18 protein-coding genes and 1 riboswitch are annotated in these 17,750 nt (G+C 68.8%); of the genes, 14 read left to right on the top strand and 4 right to left on the bottom strand.

Annotation, left to right across the window (positions count from 1 at the left end; genetic code table 11):
• Window positions 1-48: 48 nt before the first annotated feature.
• Window positions 49-1,164, bottom strand: a complete 1,116-nt coding sequence (gcvT, locus tag AB0H78_RS17030) for a glycine cleavage system aminomethyltransferase GcvT (RefSeq protein ID WP_363235195.1) — start codon at window positions 1,162-1,164, stop codon at window positions 49-51.
• A 153-nt stretch (window positions 1,165-1,317) separates the two neighbouring features.
• Window positions 1,318-1,414, bottom strand: a riboswitch (glycine riboswitch).
• Window positions 1,415-1,551: 137 nt separating this feature from the next.
• On the opposite strand from gcvT, the gene AB0H78_RS17025 reads away from it, so the two are divergent.
• Entirely contained in the window at window positions 1,552-2,187 is a 636-nt protein-coding gene (locus AB0H78_RS17025) for an AAA family ATPase (protein WP_363235194.1), read from the top strand.
• 38 nt (window positions 2,188-2,225) lie between these two features.
• On the opposite strand, the gene AB0H78_RS17020 is transcribed toward AB0H78_RS17025, so the two are convergent.
• Complete coding sequence (locus tag AB0H78_RS17020) at window positions 2,226-2,894, bottom strand: hypothetical protein (protein ID WP_363235193.1); 669 nt, start codon at window positions 2,892-2,894, stop codon at window positions 2,226-2,228.
• A 205-nt stretch (window positions 2,895-3,099) separates the two neighbouring features.
• Between AB0H78_RS17020 and AB0H78_RS17015 the strand changes: the two genes are divergently transcribed.
• The 10 genes from AB0H78_RS17015 to AB0H78_RS16970 all read left to right on the top strand — a co-directional run bounded on the left by AB0H78_RS17015 (window position 3,100) and on the right by AB0H78_RS16970 (window position 14,495).
• On the top strand, window positions 3,100-3,834 hold the full coding sequence (locus AB0H78_RS17015) for an enhanced serine sensitivity protein SseB (RefSeq protein WP_363235632.1): 735 nt from the start codon (window positions 3,100-3,102) through the stop codon (window positions 3,832-3,834).
• Window positions 3,835-3,908: 74 nt separating this feature from the next.
• On the top strand, window positions 3,909-4,685 hold the full coding sequence (locus AB0H78_RS17010) for an enhanced serine sensitivity protein SseB C-terminal domain-containing protein (RefSeq protein ID WP_363235192.1): 777 nt from the start codon (window positions 3,909-3,911) through the stop codon (window positions 4,683-4,685).
• Window positions 4,686-5,041: 356 nt separating this feature from the next.
• The gene (locus tag AB0H78_RS17005; protein ID WP_363235191.1) at window positions 5,042-6,034 is read left to right on the top strand and encodes an ABC transporter permease; all 993 of its coding nucleotides are present in this window, start codon (window positions 5,042-5,044) and stop codon (window positions 6,032-6,034) included.
• Between the two features lie 103 nt (window positions 6,035-6,137).
• Complete coding sequence (locus AB0H78_RS17000; RefSeq protein ID WP_363235190.1) at window positions 6,138-7,898, top strand: ABC transporter substrate-binding protein; 1,761 nt, start codon at window positions 6,138-6,140, stop codon at window positions 7,896-7,898.
• A 120-nt stretch (window positions 7,899-8,018) separates the two neighbouring features.
• On the top strand, window positions 8,019-9,026 hold the full coding sequence (locus AB0H78_RS16995) for an ABC transporter permease (protein ID WP_363235189.1): 1,008 nt from the start codon (window positions 8,019-8,021) through the stop codon (window positions 9,024-9,026).
• A complete protein-coding gene (locus AB0H78_RS16990) occupies window positions 9,023-10,150 on the top strand; it encodes an ABC transporter ATP-binding protein (protein WP_363235188.1) in 1,128 nt (375 codons plus the stop codon). The genes AB0H78_RS16995 and AB0H78_RS16990 overlap by 4 nt, the downstream gene beginning before the upstream one ends.
• A 26-nt stretch (window positions 10,151-10,176) precedes the next feature.
• On the top strand, window positions 10,177-11,394 hold the full coding sequence (locus tag AB0H78_RS16985) for a dipeptide ABC transporter ATP-binding protein (protein ID WP_363235631.1): 1,218 nt from the start codon (window positions 10,177-10,179) through the stop codon (window positions 11,392-11,394).
• Window positions 11,395-11,505: 111 nt separating this feature from the next.
• Entirely contained in the window at window positions 11,506-12,897 is a 1,392-nt protein-coding gene (locus AB0H78_RS16980; RefSeq protein ID WP_363235187.1) for a M1 family metallopeptidase, read from the top strand.
• Window positions 12,898-12,963: 66 nt separating this feature from the next.
• Complete coding sequence (locus AB0H78_RS16975; RefSeq protein WP_363235186.1) at window positions 12,964-13,626, top strand: trimeric intracellular cation channel family protein; 663 nt, start codon at window positions 12,964-12,966, stop codon at window positions 13,624-13,626.
• Between the two features lie 23 nt (window positions 13,627-13,649).
• Complete coding sequence (locus AB0H78_RS16970; RefSeq protein ID WP_363235185.1) at window positions 13,650-14,495, top strand: thioesterase family protein; 846 nt, start codon at window positions 13,650-13,652, stop codon at window positions 14,493-14,495.
• A 58-nt stretch (window positions 14,496-14,553) separates the two neighbouring features.
• On the opposite strand, the gene AB0H78_RS16965 is transcribed toward AB0H78_RS16970, so the two are convergent.
• The gene (locus tag AB0H78_RS16965) at window positions 14,554-15,186 is read right to left on the bottom strand and encodes a TetR family transcriptional regulator (protein WP_363235184.1); all 633 of its coding nucleotides are present in this window, start codon (window positions 15,184-15,186) and stop codon (window positions 14,554-14,556) included.
• 99 nt (window positions 15,187-15,285) lie between these two features.
• On the opposite strand from AB0H78_RS16965, the gene AB0H78_RS16960 reads away from it, so the two are divergent.
• The 3 genes from AB0H78_RS16960 to AB0H78_RS16950 all read left to right on the top strand — a co-directional run bounded on the left by AB0H78_RS16960 (window position 15,286) and on the right by AB0H78_RS16950 (window position 17,041).
• The gene (locus tag AB0H78_RS16960; protein ID WP_363235183.1) at window positions 15,286-15,438 is read left to right on the top strand and encodes a hypothetical protein; all 153 of its coding nucleotides are present in this window, start codon (window positions 15,286-15,288) and stop codon (window positions 15,436-15,438) included.
• A 33-nt stretch (window positions 15,439-15,471) separates the two neighbouring features.
• A complete protein-coding gene (locus tag AB0H78_RS16955; protein WP_363235182.1) occupies window positions 15,472-15,738 on the top strand; it encodes a DUF4190 domain-containing protein in 267 nt (88 codons plus the stop codon).
• Window positions 15,739-15,877: 139 nt separating this feature from the next.
• Complete coding sequence (locus AB0H78_RS16950) at window positions 15,878-17,041, top strand: cysteine desulfurase family protein (RefSeq protein ID WP_363235181.1); 1,164 nt, start codon at window positions 15,878-15,880, stop codon at window positions 17,039-17,041.
• An 11-nt stretch (window positions 17,042-17,052) separates the two neighbouring features.
• Here AB0H78_RS16950 and AB0H78_RS16945 read toward each other — a convergent pair whose 3' ends face one another.
• Complete coding sequence (locus tag AB0H78_RS16945) at window positions 17,053-17,703, bottom strand: N-acetylmuramoyl-L-alanine amidase (RefSeq protein ID WP_363235180.1); 651 nt, start codon at window positions 17,701-17,703, stop codon at window positions 17,053-17,055.
• Window positions 17,704-17,750 lie beyond the last annotated feature (47 nt).

Genomic DNA, 17,750 nt, shown 5'->3' with positions numbered 1-17,750 from the left:
CGGGGGAGTGCTGATGAACGGTGGTCTTACGGACTGGAATGGTCTGGGTCACTTCTGGCGCTTGTAGAACGGCAGGGCGACGACCTCGTACGGCTCATGCGTACCGCGGATGTCCACGCCCACGCCCGCCGTGCCCGGCTCGGCGTGTGCCGCGTCCACGTACGCGATCGCGATCGGCTTGCCCAGCGTGGGCGAAGGGGCGCCGGAGGTGACCTCGCCGATGACCTGGCCTTCGGCGACCACGGGGAAACCGGCGCGCGGGACGCGGCGGCCTTCCGCGATCAGGCCGACCAGCTTGCGCGGCGGGTTGACGGCGGCGCGCTCGGCGGCGGCCTCCAGGGACGTACGACCGACGAAGTCGCACTCCTTCTCGAACTTGACGACCCGGCCGAGACCCGCGTCGAAGGGGGTGAGCGCGGTGGTCAGCTCGTGCCCGTACAGCGGCATGCCCGCCTCCAGGCGCAGCGTGTCGCGGCAGGAGAGCCCGGCCGGGACCAGGCCGACGTCCTTGCCCGCCTCGGTCAGCGCCTGCCAGAGCTGCTCGGCGTGCTCGGGGGCCACGAAGAGCTCGAAGCCGTCCTCGCCGGTGTAACCGGTGCGCGCGATGAGCGCGGGGACACCGGCGACGGTGCCGGGCAGGCCCGCGTAGTACTTCAGGCCGTCGAGGTCGGCATCGGTGACGGACTTCAGGATGCCGGGGGACTCGGGGCCCTGGACGGCGATCAGGGCGTAGGCGTCACGGTCGTCGGTCACGACGGCGTCGAAGCCGGCGGCACGCTCGGTGATCGCGTCGAGGACGATCTGCGCGTTGCCGGCGTTGGCGACGACCATGAACTCGGTGTCGCCGAGGCGGTAGACGATCAGGTCGTCGAGGATCCCGCCGTCCTCCTGGCAGATCATGGTGTAGCGGGCGCGGCCGAGGCCGACCGTCCCGATGTTGCCGACGAGCGCGTAGTTCAGAAGGTCCACGGCCTGCGGTCCGGTCACCGTGATCTCGCCCATGTGGGAGAGGTCGAAGAGACCGGCGCGCGTACGTACGGCGTTGTGCTCGTCGCGCTCGCTGGCGTACCGCAGGGGCATGTCCCAGCCCGCGAAGTCGGTCATGGTCGCACCGAGCGAGCGGTGCAGGGCGTCGAGGGCGGTGAGGCGGGGGGTGGTGCTCATCGTTAAGGCTCCCAGGGCATGACTGGCGAGGACGATTCCTCCCCATCTGTCATCGGAACCTGAGAGGTTCGCCGCGAGCCCGGATATACGGGCACCCGACTTGCACCTTGGGTGGAGCCACCGCACAGGGGTGGCTCGCTTTTCAGATCTGCCTCGTCGCGCGCGGTACGGGGCCTGAGAGATTACAAGGGAGGGACTTGCTCCTTCGGCGCCCCGGTCGGTGGACCGGGGACTCTCCCGCGCGGATTCGAACGGCCTGTATGGAGTTGGCGCGGACATCATCGCACGGCGGTGAGGGGCGTCATATCACTTGCCCCGCATTACTGTTTCTTTACCCTTCTGGAGGGCAGGGGAAGGGGACGCGGGAACCTGACAGGGGGAGTGGCCATGACGGTGCACGGACAGGGCTTGTACGTGGTGGAGGCAGGGGCCGTGCCCGCCCCGCGGGGAGCCCCCGCCGGGCGGACGCCGCCGCGCCCGCGCGGTCTGGAGTTCGCCGACGGTGATCTGGTGGTCGTCTCAGGACTACCGGGCAGCGGGAAGTCGACGCTGATCAGGCGCACCGTGCGGGCCGCCCGCCGGATCGACTCGCAGGACGTGCGGGAACGCTGGGAGCGCCGGATGCCGGGCTTCCTGTCGTACGGGGGCTACCGCCCGCTGGTGCGCGCCGCCCACTACGGCGGACTGTGGCGCGCGCTGCGCTCGGGCCGCAGCGTCGTCGTCCACGACTGCGGCACGCAGCGCTGGGTGCGGCACTGGCTGGCGCGAACGGCCAGGCGGCGCGGGCGCGCGCTGCATCTGCTGCTGCTCGTCGTCCCGCCGGAGGTCGCGCTGGCGGGGCAGGCGGAGCGGGGGCGCGAGGTCTCCCCGTACGCCTTCGGGAGGCACCGCAAGGCGGTGGACCGGCTGCTCGCGGAGGCCGAGGCGGGCAGGCTGCCGGCCGGCTGCGGATCGGCGGTGCTGCTCGACCGGGCGGCCGCGGGGGAACTGGCGGAGATCAGCTTCGGCGGCCCCGGGAGCTGAGCGCTCCCGAGGCCGGCCGGGTCATCGTGACCGCGGTGTCACCAGAGCTTCGGGAAGCCGGGGATGGCAGGAATGCCGGGGATGGCAGGGGCGGCGGGCACGGCGGCGAGGCCGGGGATCGCAGGGAGGCCGGGGATGGCGGGGAGGCCGGGGATGGCCGGGAGCTTCGGCAGCTCGGGGAGCTTGGGGAGCAGGCCCGAGACGTCAGGGAGCTTCGGCAGCTCGGGCAGGCCGAGGAGCTTCGGCAGGGAGTCCAGGAACTTCTGCCACTCGGCCGCGTTGAGCAGACCCGTCGCCAGCTTCGGGACCTCCTGCAGAGCCGTCCACACCCGGAACCAGTCCCCGCTCGCGGCGGCCTTGATCAGTGCATCGACCTCGTTGCGCAGCGCGGTCTCCGCGGCGCTCGTCGGGCCGGTCTCCTTCTTCACGTCCCCGCCGTCGGTGTCCGGACCCAGTACGACGTCGAGCTTGGCCTCGACCTTCGCCAGAGCCGCCTCGTCGATCGTTCCGGAGGCGGACTTCTCCATCAGCTCGTCGATGGCATCGAGCAGCGGCCCGATGTCGGACGGGTGGGCGGAGCGGACGGCCGCCGGGGCCGCCGCGGTTGTCGGCGCAGCCGAGGCCACGGGGGCCGACACACCACCGAGGGCCAGCGCGCCGCACAGAGATGCGGCGAGGGTGAGCGCGACGGGTGTGTGCGGGGACATGAGGTGGTCCTTCCGGAGGAGCTGCGCGGCGGGGCCTGTATCTGCCACCCTCGGAGCGGTCGCCACGCAGCGCAACCAGACGGATGCGCTCCGTGTCCATATGGGTGGGGGCTCGGCCAGACGGGTGGCGGCGGAGCTAATGTCGGGCGCGCGGCACGTACAGCAGGTGCGGCACTCGCAGAAGGAGAGGGATCCGTCGGTGGACATGGGATGGCCGGGCAACGAGCTCGAAGAGGTGCTGGGCGCCTCGGTCGGCAATCCGGCGGCGGGCGGACGGCTCATCGAGGTGCTGGGGCGCAGCCAGATCTGGATCCCGCTGCCCAACGGCGGCAGCAACGAGAGCCGCTCGCTGGACCTGCCGACCATGGAGATCGAGGGGGCGCCGTACGTCCCCGTCTACAGCTCGGAGTCGCAGTTCCTGCAGTGTGTCGGCACCCATCTCTCCTTCACCGTGGCGCCCGCCGTCGAGTTCGCCCGCGGACTGCCGCCGCAGCTGGGTATCGCCGTGAACCCGGGCGGCGCGGTCGGTCTGCCGCTGCCGCCGCTCGCCGTGGCGGAGCTGTGCCGGGCGGGCCGTACCCCGCTGGACGGCCCTTCCTCCGGCGGCCGGGTCCGTCTCTTCGAGCCGGACTGGCAGCAGGAGCCGGTCGACTTCCTCGCCGCGGCGGCAGGGGAGTTCGAGCAGACCGGGGTGGTGCGCACGGCGCGCAGGGCCCTCGCCTCCATCGAGGGCGGCGACCCCGTCCTCTTCATCGGCGTCGAGTTCGCGTCCTGGGACGGCGCGGGCCGGGGCGCGCCCATGGACGCGCTGGGCCGGGCGCTCGGTCTGTGCGAACCGGCCTGGCCGGTCAATCTGGTTCTGCTGGACGTGGCACAGGATCCGGTGGCCGACTGGATGCTGGAGAAGGTCAGGCCGTTTTATGTCAGGGACGCCGCCTAAGCTGGTTGGATGACCGACGGGCGTGTGGGTGGCCTGAAACGGGTGGAGTGAAGAAGACGAGGGGCGGGACCCAAGTGAGTGCGTCGGGCACGGCGGCGGCCGGACAGGTCGAGCACATGCTGCGCCAGGTGACCCCGGGGCGCTATGACGCGTACGAGGCCCTGCTGCACGCGCTCGCGGAGAGCCGGATCTGGATGCTGCTCTGGCACGGCCAGGCGGGGGCGCCCGATGCGCAGTACGGAAACATGGAAGTCGACGGGCTCGGTTACGCGCCCTGTGTGACCTCCGCCCAGGAGCTCTCCGCCAGTGGCTGGAACCGTGCGTACGAAGCGGTCGGCGGCCGTGACATCGCCCGCGCCCTCTACCCCGACCGCTGGGGCATCTGGCTGAACCCGCACGCCCCCGGCGGCGGCGTCGGCGTCCCGTGGACCGACCTGCGCCGGATCGCCACCGGTCTCGACCGGATGCCGGCCGGGCCGCTGCGGATCTCCGAACCCGCCCTGGACATTCCGCAGTTCTACGCCCTTCTCGCCCAGAACGCCCACCGCACCCCCGCGGTCCGCGCACTGCGCCGTGCCTGGGTGCAGCCCGCGATCGGTGCCGCGTACCTCGCCATCGGCCTCGATCTGTATGACACGAGTCAGCAGTCCGTCGACACCGTGCGCGCGATGATGCAGCAGTCCGTCGCGGCCGTCCCCGACGGCCTGCCCGTTTCGACCGTCGCACTGTCCGACGAGTACGACCCGGTCGGCATGTGGCTGCGCGCCAACTCCCGCCCGTTCTACGACAGAGAGGCGCACGCGGCCCCCGTCGCGGCCCCCGGTTACGGCTACCCGCCGGTCCACGGCTGAGGTTCGTACCGCCTTTCAATTCGACTGCTGATGCGCCCTGTTGGGGCACATGTCCGAACTGGGCGAAGAGTGCGGACTTGGTCCGCTGGGCCGATCACGGCGTCCGGATAACGGAAGACCCCAGGCCACATCACGGTTGCGCATCCATTCCCCGCCAGGTCTGGCGGGTGATCCGCGACGCATTGAAGACTCCCCGGAACAAGAAGCTTTCGGTCCCCTGTGCGACCTGCGGCTTCAGTTTCTTCAGCACCATTCGCACCAACTCGTACTTCTTGCACCTGTGATGTGAACAAGCTGCTACAGCGGCGGGCGCGGGCCGACCACAGTCGGCCGAGCCGAGAGGGGTCCCCATAACGATGACGGCACCACTGCACGACAGCGCGGGCGAGACCGCGACGGTCGATGTCACGGCCGACATGCCTGCCAAAGACATCGAAGGCCGTTCTCCCGGGCGGATCGCCTGGACACGGCTGAAGCGCGACAAGGTCGCGCTCGTCGGCGGCGTGGTCGTGATTCTGCTGATCATGGTCGCGGTGTTCGCGCCGTTCATCGTGAGTCTCCTGGGGCACCCGCCCGACGAGTTCCACGAGAACCTGCTCGACCCGGACCTCGGAACGCCGAAGGGCTCCTTCGGCGGGATGAACTCCGACTTCCTGCTCGGCGTCGAGCCCACCAACGGCCGCGATGTGTTCAGCCGTATCGTCTACGGCTCCCGCATCTCGCTCCTGGTGGCCTTCCTCGCCGCGGTGGTCTCCGTGGTGCTCGGCTCCATCCTCGGTTCGGTGGCCGGATTCTTCGGCGGCTGGGTCGACGCGGTCATCAGCCGCCTGATGGACATCCTGCTCGCCTTCCCCCAGCTGCTCTTCACTATCGCCCTGGTCTCCGTGGTGCCCAACTCCGTCTGGGGACTGACTGGTTCAGGTGTCCGGATGGGCGTCCTGATCGTGGTGATCGGCTTCTTCGGCTGGCCGTACATCGGCCGTATCGTCCGAGGGCAGACGATGTCGCTCCGTGAGCGCGAGTATGTGGAGGCGGCCCGCAGCCTCGGTGCCGGGCGCACCTACATCCTTTTCAAGGAGCTGCTGCCCAACCTGGTCGCGCCGATCCTCGTCTACTCGACGCTGATCATCCCGACCAACATCCTCAGCGAGGCAGCTCTCAGCTTCCTCGGTGCCGGCGTGAAGCCGCCGACCGCCTCCTGGGGAAAGATGCTCTCCGACGCGATCAACACCTATCAGGCGGACCCGACGTACATGGTTGTCCCCGGTGTCGCGATCTTCATCACCGTTCTCGCTTTCAATCTTTTCGGCGACGGGCTGCGGGATGCTCTCGATCCGAAGGGCAGCTGAGCCGCACCCAACAGGTCTCCGGCGCAAGCCGGTTGACATGCACCAACCCTCGGTCGCGGACCGCGTACCACGGGCTTCATCACATCACGGAGGTTGCTGGACAGTGAATAGCTCAAGGAAGGCAGTTGCGCTCGCGGCCGTGGTTGCCGCGCTGTCGCTGACGGCCACAGCTTGCGGAGGTGGGGGCAGCGACAACAAGTCCTCCACCAAGGGCGCGGGCTACGACGCCGCCACCAAGGGTTCGGTCATCAACGCGTCCGACAAGAAGGGCGGCACGCTGAAGCTGATGTCCCCTCAGGACGTCGACTTCCTCGACCCGGCCCGTTCGTACTACGGCTTCGTCTGGAACATTCAGCGCCTCTACGTGCGCCAGCTCCTGACGTACGACTCGAAGCCCGGTGAGGCCGGAACCAAGCTGGTTCCCGACCTGGCCGAGGCGCTGCCGGTGCTCACCAACGGCGGCAAGACGTACACCTTCAAGATCAAGAAGGGCGTCAAGTTCGAGGACGGCACCGAGATCACCTCGAAGGACATCAAGTACGGCATCGAGCGCGTCTTCGCGCAGGATGTCCTCTCCGGTGGTCCGACGTACCTGATCAACATGCTCGACCAGGGCCAGAAGTACCCGGGTCCGTACAAGGACAAGGACCCGAACAAGCTCGGCCTGAAGTCGGTGCTGACGCCCGACGACAAGACGATCGTGTTCAACCTGAAGCAGCCGAGCTCGGACTTCTCGTACCTGATGGCGATCAGCGACTCCTCGCCGGTACCGGTGGCCAAGGACGACGGCGCCAAGTACACCAACCACCCGGTGGCGACCGGCCCTTACAAGGTCGCGTCCTTCAAGCCGGGCAAGGAAACGATCTTCGAGCGGAACCCCAACTGGGACCCGAAGACGGACAAGGTCCACAAGGGTCTGCCGGACCGGGTCACCTTCACCGTGACCTCCAACCCGGACGACATGGACCAGCGCCTTCTCTCCGGTGACATCGACTTCGACGTCAACGGCACCGGTGTCCAGCAGGCCGCGAAGATCAAGATCCTTCAGGACCCGAAGCTCAAGGCCAACTCGGACGACCCGTACACCGGGTACATCCGTTACTTCGCCTTCCCGCAGACGGTCGCGCCGTTCGACAACATCGAGTGCCGCAAGGCGGTCATCTACGCCGCCGACCCGAAGTCCCTGCAGACGGCCCGTGGTGGCCCGACCAGCGGTGACCTCGGCGCCAACATGCTGCCCCCGGGTGTCCCCGGCTCGGAGAAGTCCTACGACCCGTTCGGTCTGACCGGCGGCAAGCCGCAGCTCGACAAGGCCCGTGCGGCGCTCAAGGCGTGCGGCAAGCCGAACGGCTTCAAGACCACCATCGCGGTCCGTAACAACAAGAAGCCCGAGGTCGCCACCGCCGAGTCGCTGCAGGCGTCGCTCAAGGCAGTCGGCATCACCGCGGAGATCGCGCAGTACGACGGCAAGAACTCTTCTTCCGAGATCGGTGCTCCCGACAACGTGGAGAAGAAGGGCTACGGCATCATCGTCATGGGCTGGGGTGCCGACTACAACTCCGGCGCCGGCTTCCTGCAGCCGCTGGTCGACGGGTCGTTCATCCTGAAGAACGGCAACAACAACTACACGATGCTGAACGACAAGACCGTCAACGGTCTGTTCGCTCAGGCCGCCGCCGCGAAGACCCCGGAAGAGGCAGCGCCCATCTACGGCCAGATCAACAAGGCCATCATGGAGAAGGCGCTGTACCTGCCGATCAACTTCGACAAGGCACTGGCCTACCGCAACCCGCGGCTGACCAACGTGTTCTACAACGAGTCCATGGGCCGTCTTGACCTCGCCGTCCTGGGCGTAGCCAAGTAGCAGTTGGACATGCGCGGTCTTCACCTCGCATGCGCTAGTTCGAAGGGCAGGTGAAGGCCGCGGGCGGGCGGTTGCAGTCCCCACAAGGGACTGCAACCGCCCGCTGACTGGCCGACTGCAGTGCTTGTCTACATATTCCGGCGGCTCATGAATGTCGCCGCCATGCTGGTGGTCGTCTCGATGGTCACCTTCGGCATCTTCTTCATGGTGCCGAAGCTCACCGGAAGCGATCCCGCGCTCCTCTACGCCGGCCGTACGACCGACAAGGTCGCGATCGAGGGCATCCGTAAGAAGATGGGCTTCGACAAGCCCATCACCACGCAGTACGGACTCTTCCTCAAGGGCGTCGTCGCCGGCCGCGACTACGACACGGGCGCGGATGTCACCCACTGCCCGGCGCCCTGCTTCGGCTACTCGTTCAAGAACGAGCAGCCGGTCTGGGAGACCCTGAAGGAACGCATCCCGGTCACGCTCTCGCTGGCCTCGGGTGCATCCATCCTCTGGCTGCTCGGCGGCGTGGCCACCGGTGTGATCTCGGCGCTGCGCAGACGTACCGTGCTCGACCGGGCCACCATGATCACGGCCCTGGCGGGTGTCTCCCTGCCCATCTACTTCACCGGCCTGGTCTCTTCGGCGATCTTCGTCTACAGCCTGGGCTGGCTCGATACGATCAGCTACCCCGACGGCGGGATCGGATCCGATCCGGGAGCCTGGCTCAATTCCATGATCCTTCCCTGGATCACCCTGGCCTTCCTGTTCGCCGCCACCTACGCCAGGCTCACCCGCGCCACCATGCTGGAGATCCTCGGCGAGGACTACATCCGTACGGCCCGGGCCAAGGGACTCACGGAGCGCGTCGTCATCCGCAAACACGCGCTGCGTTCCACCCTCACCCCGATCATCACGATCTTCGGGCTCGACCTGGGCGCACTGCTCGGCGGCGCGGTGCTGACCGAGACGACCTTCTCCCTGCCGGGCCTCGGCAAGTCGGCGGTCGACGCGATCAACACGGGCGACCTGCCGGTCATCATGGGCGTGACCATGATCTCCGCGTTCTTCGTAGTGATGGCCAACTTGATTGTCGACCTGCTGTACGCGGTCGTCGACCCGCGTGTGAGGCTGACGTGACAGACAACTCCACTCCCCAGGACGCCCTTTCGGTCCCGAAACAGGCGACCGGACCCGTCGGCGTACCGGAGCAGGATCGGGCCGACCGGCCCGAGTCCTTTCTCTCCGTACGCAATCTGAAGGTGCACTTCCCGACCGACGACGGCATCGTCAAGTCCGTCGACGGTCTCTCCTTCAACCTGGAGAAGGGCAAGACCCTCGGCATCGTGGGCGAGTCCGGCTCCGGCAAGTCGGTCACCTCGCTCGCCGTCATGGGTTTGCACCGCACCGGGAACGCGCGCAGCCGCCCCGACATCGGCGGCGAGATCTGGCTGGACGGCGAGGAGCTCCTCGGCGCCAGCGACGACCATGTGCGCAAGCTGCGCGGCCGGAAGATGTCCATGATCTTCCAGGACCCGCTGTCGGCGATGCACCCGTACTACACGGTGGGCGCGCAGATCGTCGAGGCGTACCGCAACCACCACGACGTCGACAAGAAGACCGCGCGCAAGCGCGCGATCGAGATGCTCGACCGGGTCGGTATCCCCGAGCCCGGCAAGCGGGTCGACGCCTATCCGCACGAGTTCTCGGGCGGTATGCGCCAGCGCGCGATGATCGCGATGTCGCTCGTCAACAACCCCGAACTGCTCATCGCGGACGAGCCGACGACCGCCCTGGACGTCACCGTCCAGGCGCAGATCCTCGACCTGATCCGCGATCTGCAGAAGGAGTTCGGCTCCGCGGTCATCATGATCACCCACGACCTGGGTGTGGTGGCCGAGATGGCCGACGATCTCCTGGTGATGTACGGCGGCAGGTGCGTCGAGCGCGGGAGTGCCGAGGAGGTCTTCTACGAGCCCCGGCATCCGTACACGTGGGGTCTGCTGACCTCGATGCCGCGGATCGACAAGGAGGAGACCGAGCGGCTCGTCCCGGTCAAGGGCTCCCCGCCCAGCCTCATCAACGTCCCCTCCGGCTGCGCCTTCAACCCGCGCTGTCCGTACGCGGATGTGCCCAAGGGCGGCATCACCCGGACCACGCGTCCGGAACTGCAGCAGGTCAGCGGCAACCACCTCTCTGCGTGTCACATGTCGCAAGAGGAGCGGACCCGTATCTGGACCGAAGAGATTGCGCCGAAGCTGTGAGCCAGAAGAGCGTCGCCGAAACGGCGATCCCGAAGCAGTCGAGCGACTCCCCGGAGCCGCTGCTCAGAGTCGAGAACCTGGTCAAGCACTTCCCCATCAAGAAGGGGCTGTTGCAGCGCCAGGTCGCCGCGGTCAAGGCCGTCGACGGGCTCTCCTTCGACGTACGCCCGGGGGAGACCCTGGGTGTCGTGGGCGAGTCGGGCTGCGGCAAGTCCACGATGGGCCGGCTGATCACGCGGCTGCTCGAACCGACCGGCGGCAAGGTCGAGTTCCAGGGCAGGGACATCACGCACCTCGGTGTCTCGGCCATGCGGCCGATGCGCCGCGACGTCCAGATGATCTTCCAGGACCCGTACTCCTCGCTGAACCCGCGGCACACGGTCGGCACGATCGTCAGTGCGCCGTTCAAGCTCCAGGGCGTCACGCCCGAGGGCGGGGTCAAGAAGGCGGTCCAGGATCTGCTGTCGCTCGTGGGCCTCAACCCCGAGCACTACAACCGCTATCCGCACGAGTTCTCCGGCGGTCAGCGCCAGCGCATCGGTATCGCCCGTGCGCTCGCGCTCAAGCCGAAGCTGGTGGTCGCTGACGAGCCGGTCTCCGCGCTCGACGTGTCGATCCAGGCACAGGTGGTCAACCTTCTTGACGACCTGCAGGACGAACTCGGTCTGACGTACGTGATCATCGCGCACGACCTCTCGGTCATCCGCCATGTCTCGGACCGCATCGCGGTGATGTACCTGGGCAAGATCGTCGAGCTGGCGGACCGCAAGTCGCTCTACTCGGCGCCGATGCACCCGTACACCAAGGCGCTCATGTCCGCCGTGCCGGTGCCCGATCCCCGTCGTCGCGGGGAGAAGAGCGAGCGGATCCTGCTCAAGGGCGACGTGCCCTCGCCGATCTCGCCGCCGTCCGGCTGCCGCTTCCACACGCGGTGCTGGAAGGCGACCGAGGTCTGCAAGACCAAGGAGCCGGAGCTCATCGCGCTCAAGCCGGGCCAGCAGGTCGCCTGTCACCACCCGGAGAACGCTCCGGACCAGGTGCCGGGCGAGGCGGTTCTGGTGGAGGCGCGGGAGTCGATCGAGCTGGCTCTGCCGGCGGCCGAGGCGGAGGTCGCGGTGGCCGAGGCGGAGGCTGCGGCGGAGGCGAAGACCCTCAAGGCCGAGCCCAAGGCCGAGCCCAAGGCCGGGCCCGCGGCGGAAGCCGAGGTACCGGAGGACGGGCCTCAGGAGTCAACCGACCAGTAGGACATGACGAGTTGGCAAAGTCATGGCCATGACCAAACGGGAGAGTGCAGAGTCGCCACGTCGTACTCATGATGCAGCCGTACCAACGGTGCAGTCACGAAGGGCAGATTCATGGCACTCTCCCGTTCGGCACGCCTGGCCGCAATCGCCACCGCGACGGCTTCCTTCTGTCTGATCGCTGCCGCTCCGGCGCCCTCACCCGGCTCCGTCGGAATCGGTGACCCGTACTTCCCCGAGATGGGCAACGGCGGCTTCGATGCGCTGCATTACGACCTGAACGTCGCCTACAACCCGGACACGGACCGGCTCGACGGCGTCACCACGGTCACCGCCCGGGCCACCCAGAACCTCTCCTCCTTCGACCTCGACCTCCAGAAGCTCGAGGTCACGAAGGTCGAAGTGAACGGCAGACGGGCGCAGTTCAGCCGCTCCGGCGACGAGATAAAGATCAATCCGCGCGACTCCCTGCGCAAGAACCACACCTTCTCGGTCGAGGTCACCTACGGCGGGGTGCCCGAGGCGCTCAACGGCCCCATCGTCTTCGGCTCCGACTACGGCTGGATGAAGACCACCGACGGGGTCTTCGTCGCCTGTGAGCCCAACGCGGCCTCCACCTGGTTCCCCTCCAGCGACCACCCGTCCGACAAGGCGACGTACGACATCCGCATCAAGGCGCCCAAGGGCCTGACCGGGGTCTCCAACGGGCGCCTCGTCTCCACGTACGACCAGGGCGGCCAGACGGTCAACCACTGGCGCGAGAACCGGCCGATGGCCACCTACCTGGCCACCGCCTCCATCGGGAAGTTCGACGTGAAGACCGGGGTGACCCCGGGCGGCACCCCGATCTATGTGGCGATCGACCCGGTCCTGGCGAACAGCAACAATGTCGATGTGTACGGGGTGACGGCCGAGGCCACCGACTACTGGTCGCAGGTCTTCGGTCCGTACCCCTTCGAGGAGACCGGTGCGGTCGTCGACGACATGCCGCAGGCGGGCTTCTCGCTGGAGACCCAGACCAAGCCGAGCTATTCGGCCGTGCGTTCGGAGTCGACCATCGTCCACGAGCTGGCCCACCAGTGGTTCGGCGACTCGGTCTCGGTCGAGCAGTGGAAGAACATCTGGCTGAACGAGGGCTTCGCGACGTACGCGCAGTGGCTGTGGGCCGAGCACCGGGGCACGGCGACCGCCCACGACACGATGCTCGCCGGGTACAACGCGCGACCGGACACCTCCGCCTTCTGGCAGATCAAGGTCGCCGACCCGCAGCGCGACACGATGTTCGCCTCGGCCGTCTACCAGCGCGGTGCCATGACGCTGCAGGCGCTGCGTGAGCGGATCGGCGACAAGGCGTTCTTCAAGCTGCTGCCGGCCTGGACGAAGGCGCACCGCTACGGGGACGCCAACACCACCGAGTTCATCGCGCTCGCCGAGAAGATCTCGCACCAGCAGCTCGACGACCTCTTCGACAAGTGGATCTACACGACCGGCAAGCCCGCCCTGTAGGTCACGGCCTGCACGTCACGGTCGGTCCTGCTCGGGAGAGCGCCCGGCATTCGGTAAGAATGTCGGGTGCTCCACGAACTCTTCACCCCCTCCGTCCAGCACGGGCTCGACATCGTCGGGATCTTCGTCTTCGCGATCTCGGGCGCGCTGCTGGCCGTGCGCAAGAACTTCGACGTCTTCGGCATCGCGGTCTTCGCCGAGGTCACCGCGCTGGGCGGGGGGCTCTTCCGCGACATGGTCATCGGCGCGGTCCCGCCGGCCGCGTTCACCGACCTCGGGTACTTCCTGACGCCGCTGGTGGCCGCCGCCTTCGTCTTCTTCCTCCATCCCGAGGTGGAACGCATCCAGAACGCGGTGAACGTCTTCGACGCGGCCGGGCTCGGGCTCTTCTGCGTCACGGGCACCACGAAGGCCTACGAGCACGGGCTGGGCCTCACCTCGTCGGCCGCGATGGGGCTCGCGACGGCGGTCGGCGGGGGTGTGCTGCGTGACGTACTCGCCAACGAGGTGCCTTCGCTGGTGCGCTGGGACCGCGACCTGTACGCCGTGCCCGCGATCATCGGGGCGGCGATGGTGGTCCTGTGCATCCGTTTCGACATGCTGAACGCCACGACGAGCGGGCTCGCCGCCGTCACGGCGATCGTGCTGCGGCTCCTTGCGATGCGCTACGGCTGGCGGGCTCCCCGGGCCTGGAACCGGCGCTCCCAAGCCGCCTCTACCGACGAGTAACTTTGCCGTGTACCGTGCTGTACATGGCACAGGCATCCATCGGGACCATCGGTGACAGCGAGTTCGACCGCGACACCGCTGTCACCCTGCGCGCACCGGGTACGTACGACGCGGAGCTCTCCGCCGGCTGGACGATCATCCACGCCGTCAACGGCGGCTACCTGCTCGCCATGCTCGGCCGTGCGCTCGGCGAGGCCCTGCCGCACGCCGACCCCTTCACGGTCTCCGCGCACTACCTGACCGCCTCCGTGCCCGGCCCCGCGGTGATCCGCACCGAACTGGTCCGCGGCGGCCGCACGCTCTCCACCGGGCAGGCCTCGCTCTTCCAGTACGCCGAGGACGGCACCGAGGTGGAGCGCATCCGCGTACTCGCCTCGTACGGCGACCTGGACGCGCTGACCGACGACGTACGTACGACGGCCAAGCCCCCGGCGATCCCGCCCATGGAGCACTGCTTCGGCCCCGAAGACGGCCCCGCCCCGATCCCCGGCTCCTCCGCGATCACCGACCGCCTGCGCCTGAAGCTGGACCCGGCGACCTGCGGCTGGGCCGTCGGGGCGCCGTCCGGGCAGGGCGAGATGCGGGCCTGGTTCGGCCTCGCGGACGGACGCGACGCGGATCCGCTGTCGCTGCTCCTCGCGGTGGACGCGCTGCCGCCGACCGCCTTCGAGATCGGCCTGAAGGGCTGGGTCCCGACGGTCGAGCTCACGACCCACATCCGCTGCAGGCCGGCGCCGGGCCCGCTCCGGATCTCGATCACGACGCGGAACCTGGCGGGCGGCTTCCTGGAGGAGGACGCGGAGGTCTGGGACACCGCGGACCGCCTGGTGGCCCAGTCGCGCCAACTGGCGCGCGCGCCAAGGCCGTAACACTTCCTGGGCCCCCACCCTCCGGGGGTGGGGGCTCCTGCCCGCGCGGCGGCCGCGGTCAGTCCAGCCAGTGGAGGCGGCCCAGGCTCACCAGTCGCAGCTGGCGCCGCGCCACATCGCGGGCGTGCTCCTCGCCGCCGCCCCCGGCCTCCAGGAGTGAAGAGGCCGCCATCACCATGTGGTCCACGTACAGCCCGGCCAGCATCAGAAGATCCTCCTCGCTCCAGCCCTCAGACTCCGGCTGACGGGCGAACGCGGCCGCCACCTCCTGTGCGAACAGCCGCAGTTGGGTGCCTATGGCCTCGCGCACCGGCTGGACCCCGCCGTGCCGTTCGCGGGCGATGAAGCGCACGTGCGCAGGCTGGGCCGTCACGAGATCGGCGATCAGCCCGACCGTACGGTCGATGCGCGCCGCCGCGTCCCCCTCGTCGGCCAGTGCCGTCCCGATCGTGCCGTGCAGCGAACCGAGCGCCTCCTCGACCAGGGCCACGCCGAGATCGGCGGTGTCCCGGAAGTGCCGGTAGAAGGCGGTCGGGGCGACCCCCACGGCGCGCGTGACCTCGCGCAGGCCGAGGCTGCTCAGACTCTGCTCCTCCAGGAGCGTGAGGGCGGCGTCCAGGAGGGCCTGGCGGGTCTTGAGCTTCTGGGCCTGGCGGACGCCGGTGGCCGCGCCGGAGGAGGTGTGACTCATGCCATTCAGTAAACAACCGTTCTCCCGCGAAGGGAAGCGTAGACTCAGGAGTCAGTGAACAGTCGTACTCACAAGTGTTCACCGAAAGGTTGACGACCGATGATTGCCATCGCCGCAGTTCTCCTTCTCCTGGGGATCGTGCTGGGCGCCGTGTCCCATCTGCCCGTCCCGGTCACCCTCGTCGCCACCGCTGTCATCGGCGGCTGGCTGATGATCTTCGCCGTACGCGAACGCATCGCCCGGACCAAGTGACCAAGTGACCACGTGAGCAAGGGAGACGGAACCATGGAACTCACTGCTTCTGCCCGTACCCGTACCGGCACCCGCGACGCGGACGGCATGGCCGTCGCCGCGTTCGTACTCGGACTGCTGGGTCTGCTCGTGATGAACCTGATCCTGGGTCCCGTCGCGATCGTGCTGGCCGCACTCGCCCTCTGGCGCGACACCGAACGCCGTGGCCGGGCCCTGCTCGGACTCGCCCTCGGGGTCGCGGACCTGGTGGTCCTGGCCACGCTGGTGACCTCCGACGGCGTGCTGGCCTGGAACTTCTAGCCCGGCTCACAGCACCGCCACAGCGGGGGTTGCGGCGGTCCCGGAGGCCGGCAGCAGGGCCAGGCTCAGCAGGGCTGATGCGGTTCGGGGGTGCGGGCGGCATGACCCGCACCCCATGGCTCGTAGAATCGTGGCCACCATGGCTTACCTCGACCACGCTGCGACCACTCCCATGCTCCCGGAGGCGGTTGAGGCGATGACCGCCCAGCTCACCGTCACCGGCAACGCCTCCTCGCTGCACGCCGCCGGACGCCGGGCTCGGCGTACCGTCGAGGAGGCCCGCGAGACCCTCGCCGACGCGCTCGGCGCGCGCCCCAGCGAGGTGGTCTTCACCGCCGGCGGCACGGAGTCCGACAACCTCGCGGTCAAGGGTCTGTACTGGTCCCGGCGCGACGCCGACGCCCACCGCACCCGCATCCTGACCAGCCCCGTGGAACACCACGCCGTCCTCGACGCGGTGCACTGGCTGGCGGAGCACGAGGGTGCGGCGGTGGAGTACCTCCCCGTCGACTCCTACGGCCGCGTCCACCCCGACGTGCTCCGTACGGCCGTCGAGCGCGACCCCTCCGACGTGGCGCTGATCACCGTGATGTGGGCCAACAACGAGATCGGCACGATCATGCCGATCCGTGAACTGGCCGAGATCGCGCAGGAGTTCGACATCCCCATGCACTCCGACGCGGTCCAGGCCTTCGGCCAGACGGAGCTGGACTTCGCCTCCTCGGGGCTCGCCGCGATGACGGTGTCCGGACACAAGATCGGCGGCCCGTACGGCATCGGGGCGCTGCTCCTGGGCCGCGACCAGAACCCCGTCCCCGTCCTGCACGGCGGCGGCCAGGAGCGCCATGTGCGCTCCGGGACGCTCGACGCCCCGGCCATCGCCGCCTTCGCCGTCGCCGGGAAGCTGGCCGCCGAACGGCGCGACGCGTACGCCCAGGAGATCGGCGCCCTGCGCGACGACCTCATCGCGGCGGTGCGCTCCGCCGTCCCCGACGCGATCCTCGGCGGCGACCCCGACGACCGCCTCCCCGCCAACGCCCACTTCACCTTCCCCGGCTGCGAGGGCGACTCCCTGCTCCTGCTGCTCGACGCGGCGGGCATCGCCTGCTCGACCGGGTCGGCGTGCACGGCGGGCGTCGCCCAGCCCAGCCACGTCCTGCTCGCCACCGGCACCGACCCGGACCTGGCACGCGGCACCCTGCGCTTCACGCTCGGCCACACCTCCACCAAGGCGGACGTGGCGGCGGTCGCGGAGGCGATCGGCCCCGCGGTGGAGCGGGCGCGCACGGCCGGCCTCAGCTAGGCAGGACACACCTAGGAACGCACCGCGCGAACGAGCTTCATGTACCGGTCCCAGTCCCAGTGCGGACCCGGATCGGTGTGGTCCGTGCCGGGCACCTCCACGTGCCCGATCACATGCTCCCGGTCCACCGGTATGTCGTACCGCTCGCAGATCCGCGCCGTCAGCCGGGCCGACGACGCGTACATGGCATCGGTGAACGAGGACTTCCGGTCCACGAACCCTTCGTGCTCGATGCCGACGCTGCGCTCGTTGTAGTCCCAGTTCCCCGCGTGATAGGCGATGTCCAGCTCGCGCACCATCTGCGCCACGTGCCCGTCCTTGCGCACCACGTAATGCGCGGCGGCCTTGTGCCCAGGGTCCCGGAAGACGTTCAGCGCCGAGGCGTATCCGCCCTGCACGACATGGATGACGACCCGGTCGATCGAATAGTCGGCGGGCCGGTCCGCCCGCCGGTAGTTCGCCGACGAGGCCGCCACCCACTGGGCGCCCGCGAAATCGACCTCGCCCTCCTTGCGCGGCTTGTCGATCCCCGGCAGCCGCCACCAGATGTGCGACAGCTCGTCCCTGGCCAGCACCGCGGCCCCGGCCGCCGTGCCCAGGCCGCCGAGCAGCAGGGCCCGCCTGCTGATGCGCCGGTCCGTGTCCTTCCCCGTACTCCCCATGTGATCCACAACGCATACTCACGGGCATCCGGTTCCCGAATGCCCGT

It is taken from the genome of Streptomyces sp. NPDC050738 (genome assembly GCF_040654175.1).
Lineage (GTDB): Bacteria > Actinomycetota > Actinomycetes > Streptomycetales > Streptomycetaceae > Streptomyces.
The sequence above is the reverse complement of the archived record's forward strand: the minus strand, read 5'-3'. Positions and strand labels throughout refer to the sequence as shown.

Coding starts and splice junctions, on each gene's coding strand:
- gcvT (WP_363235195.1), bottom strand. CDS start 1,164: ATGAGCACCACCCCCCGCCTCACCGCCCTCGACGCCCTGCACCGCTCG.
- AB0H78_RS17025 (WP_363235194.1), top strand. CDS start 1,552: ATGACGGTGCACGGACAGGGCTTGTACGTGGTGGAGGCAGGGGCCGTG.
- AB0H78_RS17020 (WP_363235193.1), bottom strand. CDS start 2,894: ATGTCCCCGCACACACCCGTCGCGCTCACCCTCGCCGCATCTCTGTGC.
- AB0H78_RS17015 (WP_363235632.1), top strand. CDS start 3,100: ATGGGATGGCCGGGCAACGAGCTCGAAGAGGTGCTGGGCGCCTCGGTC.
- AB0H78_RS17005 (WP_363235191.1), top strand. CDS start 5,042: ATGACGGCACCACTGCACGACAGCGCGGGCGAGACCGCGACGGTCGAT.
- AB0H78_RS16980 (WP_363235187.1), top strand. CDS start 11,506: ATGGCACTCTCCCGTTCGGCACGCCTGGCCGCAATCGCCACCGCGACG.
- AB0H78_RS16970 (WP_363235185.1), top strand. CDS start 13,650: ATGGCACAGGCATCCATCGGGACCATCGGTGACAGCGAGTTCGACCGC.
- AB0H78_RS16965 (WP_363235184.1), bottom strand. CDS start 15,186: ATGAGTCACACCTCCTCCGGCGCGGCCACCGGCGTCCGCCAGGCCCAG.
- AB0H78_RS16960 (WP_363235183.1), top strand. CDS start 15,286: ATGATTGCCATCGCCGCAGTTCTCCTTCTCCTGGGGATCGTGCTGGGC.
- AB0H78_RS16955 (WP_363235182.1), top strand. CDS start 15,472: ATGGAACTCACTGCTTCTGCCCGTACCCGTACCGGCACCCGCGACGCG.
- AB0H78_RS16950 (WP_363235181.1), top strand. CDS start 15,878: ATGGCTTACCTCGACCACGCTGCGACCACTCCCATGCTCCCGGAGGCG.
- AB0H78_RS16945 (WP_363235180.1), bottom strand. CDS start 17,703: ATGGGGAGTACGGGGAAGGACACGGACCGGCGCATCAGCAGGCGGGCC.